Genomic DNA, 15,787 nt, shown 5'->3' with positions numbered 1-15,787 from the left:
AATAAACGTATTTCACAAAAACATTTTTTCTTAGTTACCTCATTATGTTTGTCTGTTGATGAAGTGACATATTGAAATGAGATTCAATAAGATGAATATTCTATCGTCAAATGATTAAGAAACTATGTGCTAAGGTTACGCTAAAAAAAGATAGCTGTTCTAGAAAAGAACAGCTATCTTTTTTTAATTCAATCATTCATTCTCTTACGGATTTGTAGACCATAATCCGGCAGATTTAATAAATGTACGTTTATTTAATTTTAGCTGCACTACAATAAATTCGGCAATATCTTCAGCCTGCATAACTCTATCTGGGTTACCATCTGTCAAACCTAATTCTACTGCCATATCTGTTGCAACTGTACTTGGTGTTAATGCTGTCACGCGAATATTATGTTTACGTACTTCCATCGCTAACGATTCTGTTAAACCAAGAACACCAAATTTAGAAGCACTGTACGCGCTTGTTACTGGCGCTCCTTTTTGTCCAGCTGTTGATGAAATATTAATAATGTCACCAGACTGCTGCTCAATCATTCCTGGTAACGCAGCACGAGTCACATAATATACGCCCATTAAGTTCACTTGAATGATTTTTTCCCATTCCGCAACATCTAGTTCTAAAAATTTACCAAATTTAGAAATTCCAGCGTTATTAATTAAAATATCAATAGAACCTAAGCCATTTTTTAATGTTTCAATTGCTTCACTTACTTCTTCATATGAAGATACATCTGCAGTAGCAGTTACAGCTTTCACGCCTTCTGCCTCAACTTCTTTTGCAACAGCCTTTAAATTTTCTTCTGAACGTGCTAAAAGTCCTACATTCACGCCTTCTTTTGCTAAAGCGATTGCTACAGCACGGCCAATCCCTCTGCCAGCCCCTGTAATTAATGCATTTTTTCCTTGTATTAATTCTGCCAAATATAACACTCCCTAATCTTTCTAAAATACTATTTTTTCCATAGAATGAATTTTATCTATATATCGTTAAAAATACAATCATGCACTTTAATGTGCGTAGGTTACCTATAAGTAACCTTTAAATTCGTTTTCAGTTAAGAGGCCATTCTCTAATGTATTAAGCACTATGCTCAATTTGCTCCTTCTTCCCTTTTTTCTTATGTCGTTTCCAGCTCACCAACTTCCTAGCTGTTCCTAACATACCTGTTGGAAGACCTAATAAAACGATGATATACAATAAACCAAGAAAAATTGTCCATCGTTCAAAAATTGGGTACTGCGCAGCAAGCTCTGACAAATAGTATTTCAAAGATTCAATCATTCCTGCCCCTATTATCGCTCCTACTAATGTCCCAATGCCACCGATTGTCGTCATTAATAAAGCATTTAGCGTCATGTCAATTGAAAAAACGGTCGTATTTACAAAACGAAGTGTGATAACAAATAAACCGCCGCTCACAGATGCTACAACTCCAGCTACAACACTCGCAATTACTTTATAGTGAAGAATTTTATAACCAAGTGCTTCCACACGTTGTTCATTTTGCGAAATCGCTTTTAATACGTTACCAATTGAAGATTTCGTAAACAGTTGTAGTAATAAAAAAATGATTACTAGACTTATTAATGTAATATAGTAAAATGTAAAACGATCTCGAAATATATCAGGTACACGGAACGTAAAACCATCCCCCCCATGCGTGACGGTTCGCCATTTTTCAGCTAGCACAAAGAATAATTGAGAAATGGCTAGTGTTAGCATCGCATAAAAATGACTTTTTAACCGTAAGGAAAGCATACCAACTATATAACTAATGACCGCTGATAAAGTGACTGCTAATATAATCCCAATAAAAAAACTCGATATTGTTGCCTCTTGTCGATCTAATAGGAGTGCGACACAATAAGCACCAATTCCAAAGAACATACAATGTCCAAACGACACAATTCCCGTATAGCCTAATAGAATATCAAAACTCATTGCGAATATTGCGAAAATGAAAATTTGTGTAAACAAGATTAACATGCTCCTTGAATCGTTTATAAAAGGAAATATCATGAAACAGAAAAGAATTGCACACCAAAAATATAAGCTAGCCCGATTAGATGATGTGGTCATAACAATCTCACCCCTTTTCACCAACAAGTCCTGTTGGCTTAACTAATAAGACGAATAACAGCATCAACATGTTTATCGCAAGCGATAAATCTGGAAGATAATAAGCTGTAAAAGCTCCTGCCAAGCCAACAATTAAGGATGCAATTACAGAACCTTGTACACTACCTAATCCACCAATGATCACAACGATAAAAGCTAAAATAGCATACTGCATCCCCATTTCGGCAAAAATAATACCCGAATAAGGCGCGAGAAGAAAGCCACCTAACGCCGCCATTCCAGCTCCTAATAAAAATACGAAAGAAAAAATAGCTTTCACATTAATTCCAAGCGCTTGAACCATCTCTTTATCTATTACACCAGCACGAATCATAAGCCCGATTTTCGTTTTTCGAAGTAACAATACAAATCCAATGTAAACGAATAAACCGATTAAAATAACAAATAAGCGATACTTAATTAATATGATTCCGTCAAATGTAAAACTTCCTTGTAACCACTTCGGTAACTTAGCTCCTATCGGATTCGGCCCCCAAAATACTTTTATACATTCACTAAGCACGAGCATACCACCAAGTGTAACCAGAAGTTGACGAACATGATTTCCATAAACAGGACGTATAAGGAATCTTTCTAATATCAAGCCAAGAAACATGCCCATCACAATAGCACCAAATAATGCAAACATATAACTACCTGTTACATTAAACAACCACACCCCAGTAAAAGCGCCCCATGCAAATAGCCCGCCATGAGCAAAATTAAGAACACTCATTAAACCGAAAATAAGTGTTAAGCCAGATGCTAATAAGAAAATAAGCACGCCTGTCGAAACACCATTTACAAATAAATTAACAAACACATCCACGTTTTTCACCTCACCCATATCAAGGTTAAGAAATCCCTAAATATATATGACATGTTTCCTTATCTTCTTTCAGTTCACTCATCGGACCATTATGTACAATTTTCCCATTGTCCATAATGTAAAAATAATCGCCAATTTGACTGGCCATCATAAAGTTTTGTTCGACAAGTAAAACAGTTGTTTTTTCCTTCATTTTTAAAATTGAGATCATCAACTTCTCAATCATGATTGGTGACAAGCCTTTACTAGGCTCATCAATAAGAAGTAGGCCTTCACTATTAATGTAAGCCCTTGCGATAGCGAGCATTTGTTTTTGGCCTCCACTTAACAATCCACTCTTTTTATGCCAAAATTGTTTTAAATCTGGAAAGAGATTCAACATCCATTCCACTTTTTCATCTGTTTCTTCATTTTTTTTCGTTTGAGCGAGAGCAAACGTTTCTTCAACCGTTAAGTCGTAAAATATTCCTTGATTTTCTGGCACATACCCTATACCTTTTCGAGAAATCATATGTGTTGATAGCCCATTTACTTTCTCGTCGCCAAAATAAACCGCTCCGTTAGAAATGGTATGAAACCCCATAATAGAACGTAGCGTTGTCGTTTTCCCTGCTCCGTTTCTTCCAAATAAGACTGTAATGGTTCCTTCCTCCACTCCAAAAGAAACACCTTGCAAAATATGAAACTGATCTAAATACGTTTCTATATTATCCACTTTTAATAGTGTCACTGTATAATCCTCCTAAATATGCAGTTTGCACACGCTCATCCTTCATAATCTCTTCTGGTAATCCTTCAGCTAATAACTCCCCTTGAAATAACACAATAAGATGATCAGATAAATGAAGAACCATATCCATTTTGTGCTCTATTAACACAATCGTATTTTCACGATTATTTTTTATATTTTCAATGACTTGGAGAATAGCAGGAACTTCTTCAATGGAAATACCCGCTGTCGGTTCATCTAACAACAACATATCTGTTTTAAGTGCTAAAAGCATTGCAAGTTCCAATTTTCGCTTTTCTCCATGAGCTAAATCTTTTGCAAGTACTTCTTCCTTTTCATTCAGCAACACAACTTCGAGTAAATGGCGTGCTTCTTCTTGTTGCTGCTTATACCGAGACGGGCGCGGGAAGAAACTATAATAATCTTTCGCATAAGACTGTACACCAAGCCGAACATTTTCAAGAACCGTTAATTCTGGAAAAATGTTTGTAAGCTGAAAGGAACGTCCCATACCAAGACGTGTTCGATCTGGAATCGATAACTTTGTAATGTCACGTTCCTTAAAATAAATCTCCCCTTTGGTCGGAGAAAGTTGACCGCTTAACAAATTAAAAAGGGTGGTTTTCCCTGCTCCATTTGGCCCGATAATGGAAATAAACTTTCCTTTTGGTATTATCAAATTTACATCTTTAATAACATGATGTTCCCCAAACGAGACACAAAGATCGTGAGTCTTTAACAAATTCTCCACATTATGTCCTCCTCACAAAGGATTCCTTTATAAAGTGAAACTTTTAGCAACGAGAGCTTTCTTCATTACCACCTATCTTCTTCGTTTTCTCTGAATCTTAATGCGGAAATCTTATCGCCCGTTCATACGAGATAAAAAGTTTTCCATCCCTTTATGATAGGAACGGAAAACTTTCACCCAATAGTCTTTAAAGACAGTTTAATAATCTAAAGGATACCTTCACTGTCCGTCACAATAAGAAGTTTAATTTTTACATTATTCAGACTATTTATTGCGAATTGGCGGTTCTGTTTCTGTCATTTTTAATTCCCGCTCTAAAACCGGAACAGGATAATCAATTCCATCTTGTTTTTTCAATGTAATCGAATAAAGCGTTTGTAAAGCTTGATGATCTTTCGCACGGAATTTCATTGTTCCTTTTGGTGTTTCAAATTCCATTCCTTCCATCTTTTTAATGAGTGTATCAGCATCAGTATCACCTTTCGTTTTCTTTAAAGCTTCAACGATTGAAATAGCAGCTGACATCCCACCAGCTGTAAACAAGTCTGGAACAGCACCGTTAAATCGTTTTTTATGTTCTTCTACTAACCAATCATTCACTTTATTTTTCGGAAGCGTATGATAATACACTGAAAAGCCTTGCATGCCAACTAACGCATCCATCGTTTTTAACGCTGGAATATCAGGTGCACCCGTTGAAATTTTAATACCTTGCTGCTCCACATTCATATCTTTTAATTGCTTCCACGGTGAATTTGCACCTGCCCAGACAATAAATAAATAATCTGGTTTTGAGCTTATAATATTTTGTATATTTGCCGTAAAATCAGTAGAATTCGCATCAGCATATTGCTCATTTACAATGTTTGCGCCTAACTTCTTTGCTGCATCTTTAAATGCCGCAATCCCTTCTCTTCCGAATGCATTGTCTGGAGCTAGTGTAGCAATCTTCACATCTTTCTTAGCAATTGATGCTGCACCGGCAATTGCATCTTGAGATGAATTTCGTCCTGTTCTAAAAATATATTTATTCCAGTTCTTCCCTGTTATACTATCTGCTACAGCTGGCTCAACAACCATTATTTTTTCATATTCTTCAGCCAATGGTAAAACTGCTAACGTATCACTTGAACTAGATGAACCAACTAAAAAGTCTACTTTATCTTCTTCTAATAGTCTCGTAGCCTTCTTAACAGCTACATCTGCTTTTGTTTCCGTATCTTCTACAACAAACTTAATCTTTTTCCCTTCTACTTTTCCTGTTCCACCTGTTGCATAATCAAGACCGAGCTCAAATCCATTTACTGTTTGTTTTCCATACGATTCAAGTGGTCCAGTTAACGAAGCAAGAACACCTACCTTAACTGTTTCCTCATTACTTGTACTCGCTTTTTTTCCAGAGCATCCAGCTGATACAAACAGTGAACCAAGTATACAACCTGTAAACACCATCTTTAGCCACTTACGTTTTTTCACTGACATCATAATTCCTCCCCTATCATTTACCTTCTTAGAGAATTGAATATACTGAGGTGAACTACCCGTAATAATGACATTTCTCAATATCAACCGCTACTATAAAATAAAATTTCTTGAAGTACCTCTAATTTCTCTAATTTTTCCCAAATCCCTTCCAGTTCATTTATAAATATTTACTAAGAACATGTTCGTTTCTTAACTAAAAAAGGGAATGACTAAAAAACTAGTCCTTCCCTCTCCATTAAAATTAATATATTCATCTGAAAACAACCGCACAAAAAACTTACAACTCAACTTGTTCCAAACTCTCTAGCTCCTTCTTCAGTTTCGCTTTATCTAAATTCTCTCCAATAATTACAAGGTTTGTAGGGAAACCAAAATCCTGCTCCATTAAAGATGGCACACCAAATGAGTATTGCAGCAACGTTGGGTATTTTTCACCATGAAATTTCACAAATCCTTTTACACGATAAATTCCCTCAGGTAAATTAGAAAGCCACTCGTACAATTCGCCTTGATCAATTGATTTTTCAAATGAATAGGTCATAGTTTGAATATGTAAATGCTGTTTCACATGTAATTTTTCATGATTTTGATTACTTGCTAGCTTTACCTCTTCGAAATCCTCTAAAGATATATTACAATACTGTGTTTTGTATAGTTTTGCATGTCTATTTATTAACGCTACTTCCTCAACAACCTGTTTCTTTTCTTCGTCTCTAAGCAAATCTGATTTATTGATAAGAATATGACTTCCATACTTCATTTGTTCGTTTAAAAGTTGTTGCACGCTTTTACTTAATGTTTCTCGATTTAACCACCTGATTGCATCTAATACAACAATAATGGACTTCACTTCAATATAAGGAGCTAAAATAGGTGAGAGACAAGCGTCTAATACTTCAATCGGATGCGCAACTCCCGTTGTTTCTATATAAACTACATCAGGTCTCTCCTCCTGATATAAGGAATGTAGCTGAATTTCTAATTCATCTTTCATCGTACAGCAAATACAGCCTTTTAAAAGTTCTCTTAAAATATTTTCTCGTCCTACAATATCTGTATCTACGGAGTATTCGCCTATTTCATTCATTAGTACTGCAACTTTTCGATTTTTCTTCTTTTCCGCTAATAATAATTTTTGAAGTAGCGTTGATTTTCCGCTCCCTAAAAAACCACCTAAAATATGAATTTCTACTTTGTTCATATTATCAACCATCCATTTCTTTGTTTCTGACTACACTTGTAGCTACTTTTACAACGCCGCCACAAAACGTAATTATTACGATTCATATTCATTATTCTAGTAAATTCAATTTTATTTGTAAACAAAACACGATTATTTGGGTAACAGATTGTGCCTATTCGAAGCCTATCATATGTAACGATACAACTTATTTATCATTAAATAAAAGGCCGCTTTTAACAAAACGGCCTTTTTACTAAAATTTATTGAATTTCCCTATTTATTGCACGTCATATCCTTGATCTTCAATAGCTTCTTTCATTTTTTCTACATCTACTTTTGCTTCATCATATTTTACATTTACAGTTCCCTCTTGCAGGTTAACTTCTACATTTTGTACTCCCGCTAACTCTGTAAGCGCATTTGTTACTGCCATTTTGCAATGATTACATGTCATTCCTTGTACGTTTAATGTGATAGTCATCATATATTCCTCCATTTAATTCATTTATATTTTAACGCGTTTCAAACGAAGCGCGTTCGTCACAACAGATACAGAACTAAATGCCATCGCCGCTCCGGCTACCCAAGGCTCCAATAATCCAAATGCCGCCACAGGAATACCGATTGCGTTATAGAATAAAGCCCAAAACAAGTTTTGACGAATATTTTTCATCGTCTTACGACTTAACTCAATCGCTTTTGGTATATGTGATAAGTCACCGCCAACTAACGTAACATCTGCAGTTTCAATTGCTACATCTGCACCTGTTCCAATTGCCATACCAATATCAGATTTTGCAAGAGCCGGTGCATCATTAATACCATCACCTACCATTGCTACTCTCTTTCCTTGTTTTTGTAAACCCTCTACAATCTTAGCCTTATCCTCTGGCAATACTTCTGCAAATACATGGTCAATATGAACTTGTTTTGCAATCGCTTCAGCTGTACGTTTATTATCACCTGTTACCATGTATATTTCAATTCCCATTTGCTTCAGTGTTTGAATTGCATCCTTCGAACTTTCCTTTACAGTATCAGCAACAGCGATTATTCCAGCAAGCTTCTCATCAATTGCGACAAGCATCGCTGTTTTACCTTGATACTCTAGTTCTTTCATGACCCCTTCATGCTGTGAAGTTTCTACAGATTGTTCATTCATCAATTTACGTGTTCCAACAAGAACCTTTTTGTTTTCAATATCCGCTTCAAGCCCCTGGCCTGGAATTGCTACAAAGTGCTGTAACTCTTTCAAATTTATCTCATGTTGTTTTCCATATTCAACAATCGCATGGGCTAACGGATGCTCAGAAGCACTTTCAGCTGAAATAGCATAATCAATCATGCCTTCTTGAAATTCTAATACATCGGTAACTTCTGGTTTTCCTTTTGTTACTGTTCCTGTTTTATCCAGCAACACTGCATTGATTTTATGCGTCCCTTCTAGATATTCACCTCCTTTAAAGAGAATACCCTTTTCTGCTCCTTTTCCTGTTCCAACCATAATCGAAGTTGGTGTAGCCAAACCTAGTGCACACGGACATGCAATGACAAGAATCGCAATTCCTACTTCCAATGCTTTTGGTAAATCTCCTGGTGTTATAAAGAAATGCCATACAATAAAGGCAACTAAAGCAATCGCTACAACAATAGGAACAAAAATACCCGAAATGATATCTGCTAATCTCTGAATAGGTGCTTTAGATCCTTGCGCTTCTTCAACAATTTTAATAATGCCCGCTAACGCTGTGTCTTTTCCAACTTTTTCAGCTTGAATGGTCAGCATCCCATTTGCATTAATCGTCGCTCCAATAACAGAATCTCCTTCTTTTTTATCCACCGGAATAGATTCTCCAGTAATCATAGATTCATCAACAGAAGACGCCCCTGAAATCACGATACCATCCACCGGTATTTTTTCACCGGGTTTTACAATCATGATATCTCCAATCACAACTTCTTCTAACGGCACTCGCACCTCTTGACCATTACGAACAACAAGCGCATCTTTCGCCTGTAAACTTAACAATTTTGAAATTGCTTCTGTTGTACGCCCTTTTGCCATTATTTCAAAGTACTTTCCGACCAAAATTAACGTAATTAAAACCGCGCTTGTTTCAAAATATAAATCAGGAGTGTATGCAGGATTTCCTAACGTTTTCAAAGTTTCATATAAACTATAAAAATAAGCTGCTGATGTTCCTAATACAACTAAAACGTCCATATTCGCACTTTTATTTCGAAGAGCCCGATAAGCACCTACATAGAAGTGTCCTCCAATATAAAACTGAACTGGTGTTGCTAATAAAAGTTGAAGCCAAGGATTCATAAGAATATGCGGTATTGGTACTCCTGTATCAAATGGCATATGTCCAAGCATTGTATAGAGTAAAGGTAAGGACAAAATAATAGAAATCATAAGTTGACGCTTTTTCTCCTTAATAACTTCCTCTTTTCTTTCTGAACGATCTACCTCTTCGTTACGGATTTGTCCCTTATATCCTAGTTTCTTTATCTTTTCAAGAATGTTTTCTGTAGATACTAACCCTTCGTTATACTCTACAACAGCACTATTTGTAGCTAAATTAACCGTTGCATTCGAAATACCTTCCATTTTATTTAGCACTTTTTCAATTCGATTCGCACAGGCTGCGCATGTCATCCCTTCGATATCTAAAGTAACTTTTTCTGCTGATACGCCATATCCTAACTTCTCAATTTTCTCTTTTATATTCGAAATTTCTTGCTGAGAAGAATCATATTTGATACTTGCTTTTTCCATTGCTAAGTTTACGTTAGCTTCTACCCCATCCATTTTATTTAACACTTTTTCAATCCGATTGGCACAAGCTGCACATGTCATTCCTGTTACTCCAAGCGTAACATGTTTTTGTTTATCCATCCTATACCCCTCCTATTTTGAAAACTGCTTAATAACGCTCATTAATTCTTGAATCGATTCATCCCCGTTTCCCTCATGAACCGCCTTTGCTACACAATGTTTTGTATGGCGCTCCAATAAAGAAAAACCTACTTTATTTAATGCCGCATTAATCGCTGAAATTTGAATTAAAATATCAACACAGTACCGGTTATCTTCCACCATTTTTTGAACACCGCGTACTTGACCTTCAATACGCTTTAAACGTTTTATAACACTTTGAATTTCCTCTTCTGTTCGAGGAACCATTTTTTGATTCATTTCATTATCTTTACAATGATCCATCAATATCACCTCGGTTATTGTAATTGTTAATCTTTATATACATTATACGGGTATGGGGTATATATTGCAACTGTTTAAATACCTATTTTTTGAAATTTTTTCAAAGAAAATACATACAAGCACACTTATATGTATTTTTATCAGAACAACTATTTTCATTCTCTCCCTTAAATTATGCAGATATTTTGCAGACATATATAGGCATAAGTACTCTACATTTGCACATATGATGAAATGAACAAAAGGACAGGGAGGTATCACTATGTCCAACTATACGTTAACTGCCCTAACGCTTTGTTTTATCTCAGTTATTGTTACATCATTTATCACTAAATCTAAAGGTACCCTAATGGAGTATATGGTATTTATTATGTCTTTTAGTATGAGCACCGGATTAAGCATAGGATTCTATCTTGGCATTATTTTGAAAGGAGACTTGTTGTATTCTACTTTACTTTCTATGTTGATTAGTGGCATAGTTGGACTTTTAGTTGGGCTATCCTTTCATCTGTACTCTGCTTTAGAAGGTATGTTTTCTGGATTGATGGCAGGTATGATGGGAGCTATGGTGACGGAAATGTTGAATGCTCAGCAAGCACACAGTATACTTCTTATTAGTATTTTGCTCACAATTGCCATTACTACGTCATGTATCATTCAATTCTTGTCAAAAATTTTCTCTTCTTACATTCACCGCTGGTTTCTATTTTTGCTTTCAGTTAGCATTATAATTCTTCTCACCGTTTTTATAACATTTCCAGATCATAATTCACCTTCCTCTCAACACAATCAACACATACATTAACTGAATCAAGATTTCAAAAAATAGTATAAAGTGAAACTTCCATCAGTGGAGGGCTTACTGCCCGTTAATGCGGGATCGATTAAACGCTTCATACAACATATCAATAAAGCAGCTCTCCAATTGGATAGCTGCTTTATATTATCCATAATAAATTACACAAATTTAACATCACTCTGGCATATTAGGAATATTAGGGTTTGGAACATAATCAGATTTATAATCTTTATATTTCACTTCTGTTACCATCCCTGCAGATGCATGATGCAAATCATGACAATGGAACATCCATTCACCTGGATTATTTGCTACAAATGCTACCTCATATTCTTCTCCTGGTTTCAAGTTTAATGTATCCTTTACAATCGGAGAACCTTCTATTGGTTTTCCATTCTTGCTTAATACTTGGAAGAAATGACCATGTAAATGCATCGGGTGATCATCCATTTTAGAATGATTTACTAATTTTACTTTTACTAAATCGCCTTTTTTCACTTGAATTGGATCAATATTAGGGAATGTTTTTCCGTTAATTGTATATATCATCCCATTGCCATTCATTTCTGTGTTCAAATCCATTGTATATGTGGCATTATATTGCTGATCTAATGTGAAGCTTCCTAATTTCTTAGAACCATATTTCGTCATATCTAATTTTGGAAGTTTTTCTTTTTCATTCGCTTTATCTTTCATATCTTTGCTGCCATCATACTCAATAACAGCTTTCATTCCTTTTACACCTTTTCCTTCCCCATGGTCCTCAACATACCATTTTCCAGGATTATTCGCTGTAAACTCAACATCATAACGTTCACCTGGTGCAATCGAAATCACTTCATCTTTTACAACCTTTGGATCATTGATTGGCTGGCCATCAGTTGCGATTACTTTTATATCATGACCATGAACATGGATGTTGTGTGATAAGTAACCAGCATTGATAAATCGAAGTCGAACTTTATCTCCTTTTTTTACTTTCAACGGCTCTACTAAATCCCCGCTTTTACCATTGATTGTGAATAGATCATACATACTCATATTATGACCTTCCATATTCATATTTCCATGATCCATGCCTTTCATATTACCGGAGTCTTTTTTATCGCCTCCCATGTCCATACCAGAATGATCCATACCGTTCATATCATCATGCTTTTCCATATTTCCATGATCCATACTAGACTTATTACCATCTGCTTTTTCTGTTTTCCCTTTTGTCATTTCCTTAATTTGTTTATCAATTTCTTTTTTATCAGTTACCCATTCATCTAACATTAATGTGTAATCTTTATCATACTTTTCATTTGTATCTTCTACAACAAGAGCACCATACAGTCCTCGATCTAGTTGATTAACGGAGTCTTGATGTGAATGATACCAATACGTTCCTGGTACGTTTGCTTCAAATTCATACGTAAAACTTTTCCCTGGCTCAATCGCGTCTTGCGTAACTCCTGGAATTCCATCCATATTGTTTGGAACAGGATATCCGTGCCAGTGGATTGATACCGGTGCAGATAGTTCATTTTTTAAAGTGACCTTAACCTTTTCACCTTTTTTTACACGAATTTCTGGTCCAGGAGAAGAACCATTAAATGTCCATACTGGAACAACAACACCGTTACTTAGCTTTTGCTTCTCTTCTTTCGCCACTAGCGTAACTTCAGGTCCTTTTATCACTTGTAACGGTTTTGTTGCTGTTTCAGTCTGTGTGGTCTTTTTTTCATTCATATTTTTATGATCACTTGCTGTATTTGTAGTTGCAGAACATGCAGCAATTAAAGAAATTGCTACGACTGAAATCCCCGTTAATACCGTTCTCTTCATAAAAAATCCCTCCCCAATTTGTTCGTAATTATTATATAGAACAATTATCAAGAAATTATGCAGAGACAAAAACAAGAAAACACATAGCGCCCTGCACAATTTCTTCAATATCTTTTAGTAAAATATCTTATATTTAGGTATCATTTAATTAAGGAGGGCCTATATGATTAACATTCTATTAGTAGATGATGAACCGCGTATGCTAGATTTACTTTCATTATATTTAGCCCCTAGGGGGTATCACTGTACAAAAGCAACTTCTGGCAAAGAAGCTATTTCTTTATTAGAAGAAAAAGAATTTCGATTAATTTTACTAGACATTATGATGCCCGAAATGGATGGTTGGGAAACTTGCTCGAGAATTCGTGAGTTCAATAACTTACCTATCATCATGCTAACTGCTCGTGATGATACACAAGATGTTGTACAAGGATTAAAAAAAGGAGCTGACGATTATATCACGAAACCGTTTCATGAAGAAGAATTATTAGCTCGTATAGAAGCCGTGCTACGCAGAACAAAGCAGCATCATAAAATAGAATATAAAGGATTGGTGTGGGATGAGGCAAAACATACTGCTTCTGTGCATGGAAATGAACTGTTATTAACCCCAATTGAATTTTCGCTACTCGGTTTATTTTTAAATAATGTAAATTACGTATTTAGTCGTGAACAACTTATTGAACGTATTTGGGGACATACATCAGAAACGGAGGATCGAACTGTAGATTCTCATATTCGTAACTTACGTGAAAAATTACGAAAAGCTTCTTTTCCAATTCATGATCACCTTAAGACTATATATGGAATTGGATATCGCTGGGCAAATGAAGAGAAAGATATATGATATTACTAAACAACAAGGATCGTGAAGGTTTATGAAACGTATCTCAGTAAAATTTGGATTTTATTTTTTTATTTGTACTTTTCTAATTGAAAGTATATTGTTTCTTCTACTGTATTACAGCTTGGTCAATACGAGAGTTCAGGAAGAAGTAAAATCTCTCCTTACTAGAGGAAATAATCATCGTGATGTACTGGAGAAATACTTCGATGATCAAACTATATCTCACGTGGCTCTCATGGAATCGGAAGCAGAAACTAAGGTTGTCATTACTTCGAAAAATGGAGAAATTCTTGCAAAATCAAGTAATGTAGATCATTCCATGGAAAAACATTTACATACAAAAATGCCTCCTGTTAATAAAAATGGCACAGTTGTGGAAGATCATTGGAAAACATCTAACTATATTTGTACAATTAGTCCCATTCAAGTTGGTAGCGATACGAAAGGATATGTATACATGTTTTTAGGTACTGACTCTATTAAGCAAATGATTCAGCGCTTAACATACCAATTTATAGTTGTCGGTGCCATTACCTTTATCCTTACTATTATAACCATGTTCTTATTATCAAAACTTCTCACTAACCCTTTAATTAAAATGAAAAAAGCAACAGAAAAAATGAGTAAAGGGGATTTATCCGTATCTTTAAATATTAATAGAAATGATGAAGTAGGAGAACTAGCGCAGTCTATCCAAAAACTTGCAGATGATTTAAATTATTTGAAAAAAGAACGAGGTGAATTTCTAGCTAGTGTTGCACACGAACTTCGAACACCGTTAACATATGTTAGAGGATACGCTGATATCCTTATTAAAAATCAGATTCCTGCACAAGATCAAAATCATTATTTATCTATTATTAAAGAAGAAGCTGATCATGTAACACGGCTTGTTCAAGATTTATTTGAATTAGCTAAAATGGAAAAACACAATTTTGTTATTCATACAAAGCAGACTAATCTATATGATTTATTAAAAAACATCTTAACAAAAATCCAACCAGCTTATACCGATAAAAATATTCGTATTATTTCCTCGTGCCCAGAAGACGTTGTTCTTCTACTCGACGAACAACGTTTTGAACAAGTTATTCTCAATCTGTTAAACAATGCATATTCTCACTCTGACATAAATTCTAAAGTATTTGTTACAGTTACAGAGAACAAGGAAATCGTTAAGATTAGAGTAAAAGATGAAGGAGAAGGTATCCCTGAACAAGATCTATCTCATATTTTCGAGCGGTTTTATAGAGTCGATAAATCCCGAACTCGCGCAACAGGCGGAAGCGGTTTAGGTCTTGCGATTGTAAAAGAAATTGTTGAATTACATGGAGGAAAGATTTCTGTAGAGAGTGAATTAGGTCGTGGGACTACCTTTACTATTCTTTTACAAAAATAAGATATATCCTTAATCAAGGACTCGTTAATTGTGGCGAGTCTTTGATTATAGAGTTCAATAATCATTTATTATGGATGAACTGAGGTGAATAAAGTGCAATGGTTAAGTCTTTTCATCCTTATTTTATTCCCCATTTTTATATTTATCATTATAAGAATAACAAATAAAAATGGGTGCTGCACTACTAAAAAAATATGCAAAAACAAAATTAAGAAATGGAATACCAATAAAGACGAATCATAATTCATTATTTTCCATGCTTTTTCTGCATAAGTTCTTTAAACTTCCTTTTTATACTATAACCACAGGGAACTTATCCTGTAATGAACTCAGCATACACACTTTTTATTAAATGGAGGTTGAACAATATGCAATGGTTAAATTTTCTTCTTGTCTTACTCTGTCCTCTCATGATGCTCTTTTGTATGAAAGGTATGCATAAAAAAAATCATTGTTCAAAAGATGGAAAGCACACTTCTCACACAGATTCAGATCAAAAATTAATACATGAAAATAAAAAGCTTCGCGATGAAATACAACAGCTAAAGCAATCGATAAATCATAATGACATCGCGTAAATTATTTC

General features: G+C 35.1%; 15 protein-coding genes. 4 read left to right on the top strand and 11 right to left on the bottom strand.

Annotated elements, in window-relative coordinates:
* Nucleotides 1-204: 204 nt before the first annotated feature.
* From NKR74_RS08975 to NKR74_RS08930, 10 genes are all read right to left on the bottom strand, one after another.
* On the bottom strand, nucleotides 205-924 hold the full coding sequence (locus NKR74_RS08975) for a 3-ketoacyl-ACP reductase (RefSeq protein WP_253629295.1): 720 nt from the start codon (nucleotides 922-924) through the stop codon (nucleotides 205-207).
* A 157-nt stretch (nucleotides 925-1,081) separates the two neighbouring features.
* Complete coding sequence (locus NKR74_RS08970) at nucleotides 1,082-2,083, bottom strand: branched-chain amino acid ABC transporter permease (RefSeq protein ID WP_301287677.1); 1,002 nt, start codon at nucleotides 2,081-2,083, stop codon at nucleotides 1,082-1,084.
* Nucleotides 2,084-2,090: 7 nt separating this feature from the next.
* Nucleotides 2,091-2,951: a branched-chain amino acid ABC transporter permease gene (locus NKR74_RS08965; RefSeq protein ID WP_098309945.1), complete on the bottom strand. Its 861-nt coding sequence runs from the start codon at nucleotides 2,949-2,951 to the stop codon at nucleotides 2,091-2,093.
* A gap of 25 nt (nucleotides 2,952-2,976) precedes the next feature.
* The gene (locus NKR74_RS08960) at nucleotides 2,977-3,681 is read right to left on the bottom strand and encodes a branched-chain amino acid ABC transporter ATP-binding protein (RefSeq protein WP_098309946.1); all 705 of its coding nucleotides are present in this window, start codon (nucleotides 3,679-3,681) and stop codon (nucleotides 2,977-2,979) included.
* Complete coding sequence (locus tag NKR74_RS08955) at nucleotides 3,659-4,432, bottom strand: ABC transporter ATP-binding protein (RefSeq protein WP_253629294.1); 774 nt, start codon at nucleotides 4,430-4,432, stop codon at nucleotides 3,659-3,661. The genes NKR74_RS08960 and NKR74_RS08955 overlap by 23 nt, the downstream gene beginning before the upstream one ends.
* Before the next feature lie 264 nt (nucleotides 4,433-4,696).
* Nucleotides 4,697-5,914, bottom strand: coding sequence for a substrate-binding domain-containing protein (locus NKR74_RS08950; protein WP_253629293.1), 1,218 nt, complete (start codon nucleotides 5,912-5,914; stop codon nucleotides 4,697-4,699).
* Nucleotides 5,915-6,194: 280 nt separating this feature from the next.
* Nucleotides 6,195-7,118 (bottom strand): CobW family GTP-binding protein, encoded by a 924-nt coding sequence (locus tag NKR74_RS08945; RefSeq protein ID WP_253629292.1) that lies wholly within the window; start codon nucleotides 7,116-7,118, stop codon nucleotides 6,195-6,197.
* 259 nt (nucleotides 7,119-7,377) lie between these two features.
* Nucleotides 7,378-7,581, bottom strand: coding sequence for a copper chaperone CopZ (copZ, locus tag NKR74_RS08940; protein WP_098309950.1), 204 nt, complete (start codon nucleotides 7,579-7,581; stop codon nucleotides 7,378-7,380).
* 24 nt (nucleotides 7,582-7,605) lie between these two features.
* On the bottom strand, nucleotides 7,606-10,002 hold the full coding sequence (locus NKR74_RS08935) for a heavy metal translocating P-type ATPase (RefSeq protein WP_253629291.1): 2,397 nt from the start codon (nucleotides 10,000-10,002) through the stop codon (nucleotides 7,606-7,608).
* 12 nt (nucleotides 10,003-10,014) lie between these two features.
* Nucleotides 10,015-10,326, bottom strand: a complete 312-nt coding sequence (locus NKR74_RS08930) for a metal-sensing transcriptional repressor (protein ID WP_253629290.1) — start codon at nucleotides 10,324-10,326, stop codon at nucleotides 10,015-10,017.
* A 262-nt stretch (nucleotides 10,327-10,588) separates the two neighbouring features.
* On the opposite strand from NKR74_RS08930, the gene NKR74_RS08925 reads away from it, so the two are divergent.
* Nucleotides 10,589-11,131 (top strand): hypothetical protein, encoded by a 543-nt coding sequence (locus NKR74_RS08925; RefSeq protein ID WP_253629289.1) that lies wholly within the window; start codon nucleotides 10,589-10,591, stop codon nucleotides 11,129-11,131.
* 168 nt (nucleotides 11,132-11,299) lie between these two features.
* On the opposite strand, the gene NKR74_RS08920 is transcribed toward NKR74_RS08925, so the two are convergent.
* Nucleotides 11,300-12,955 carry a multicopper oxidase family protein gene (locus tag NKR74_RS08920; protein ID WP_253629288.1) on the bottom strand — a complete coding sequence of 552 codons (1,656 nt, stop codon included), beginning with the start codon at nucleotides 12,953-12,955 and terminating at the stop codon, nucleotides 11,300-11,302.
* Nucleotides 12,956-13,118: 163 nt separating this feature from the next.
* Here NKR74_RS08920 and NKR74_RS08915 point away from each other — a divergent pair, with 163 nt between their 5' ends.
* The 3 genes from NKR74_RS08915 to NKR74_RS08905 all read left to right on the top strand — a co-directional run bounded on the left by NKR74_RS08915 (nucleotide 13,119) and on the right by NKR74_RS08905 (nucleotide 15,779).
* Nucleotides 13,119-13,802, top strand: a complete 684-nt coding sequence (locus NKR74_RS08915; protein ID WP_253629287.1) for a response regulator transcription factor — start codon at nucleotides 13,119-13,121, stop codon at nucleotides 13,800-13,802.
* A 31-nt stretch (nucleotides 13,803-13,833) separates the two neighbouring features.
* Nucleotides 13,834-15,201 (top strand): sensor histidine kinase, encoded by a 1,368-nt coding sequence (locus NKR74_RS08910; RefSeq protein WP_253629286.1) that lies wholly within the window; start codon nucleotides 13,834-13,836, stop codon nucleotides 15,199-15,201.
* A gap of 323 nt (nucleotides 15,202-15,524) precedes the next feature.
* Nucleotides 15,525-15,779 (top strand): DUF2933 domain-containing protein, encoded by a 255-nt coding sequence (locus NKR74_RS08905; RefSeq protein WP_301287675.1) that lies wholly within the window; start codon nucleotides 15,525-15,527, stop codon nucleotides 15,777-15,779.
* Nucleotides 15,780-15,787 lie beyond the last annotated feature (8 nt).

This window comes from Bacillus sp. 3103sda1 (assembly GCF_024159135.1).
Taxonomy (GTDB): Bacteria; Bacillota; Bacilli; order Bacillales; family Bacillaceae_G; genus Bacillus_A; species Bacillus_A rhizoplanae.
This window is presented reverse-complemented; position numbering and strand designations above follow the sequence as displayed.

Bases quoted from the DNA above. Each gene is read 5' to 3' on its own strand.
- NKR74_RS08970 (WP_301287677.1), bottom strand. From the start codon at position 2,083: ATGACCACATCATCTAATCGGGCTAGCTTATATTTTTGGTGTGCAATT.
- NKR74_RS08950 (WP_253629293.1), bottom strand. From the start codon at position 5,914: ATGTCAGTGAAAAAACGTAAGTGGCTAAAGATGGTGTTTACAGGTTGT.
- NKR74_RS08945 (WP_253629292.1), bottom strand. From the start codon at position 7,118: ATGAACAAAGTAGAAATTCATATTTTAGGTGGTTTTTTAGGGAGCGGA.
- copZ (WP_098309950.1), bottom strand. From the start codon at position 7,581: ATGACTATCACATTAAACGTACAAGGAATGACATGTAATCATTGCAAA.
- NKR74_RS08935 (WP_253629291.1), bottom strand. From the start codon at position 10,002: ATGGATAAACAAAAACATGTTACGCTTGGAGTAACAGGAATGACATGT.
- NKR74_RS08930 (WP_253629290.1), bottom strand. From the start codon at position 10,326: ATGGATCATTGTAAAGATAATGAAATGAATCAAAAAATGGTTCCTCGA.
- NKR74_RS08925 (WP_253629289.1), top strand. From the start codon at position 10,589: ATGTCCAACTATACGTTAACTGCCCTAACGCTTTGTTTTATCTCAGTT.
- NKR74_RS08920 (WP_253629288.1), bottom strand. From the start codon at position 12,955: ATGAAGAGAACGGTATTAACGGGGATTTCAGTCGTAGCAATTTCTTTA.
- NKR74_RS08915 (WP_253629287.1), top strand. From the start codon at position 13,119: ATGATTAACATTCTATTAGTAGATGATGAACCGCGTATGCTAGATTTA.
- NKR74_RS08910 (WP_253629286.1), top strand. From the start codon at position 13,834: ATGAAACGTATCTCAGTAAAATTTGGATTTTATTTTTTTATTTGTACT.
- NKR74_RS08905 (WP_301287675.1), top strand. From the start codon at position 15,525: ATGAACTCAGCATACACACTTTTTATTAAATGGAGGTTGAACAATATG.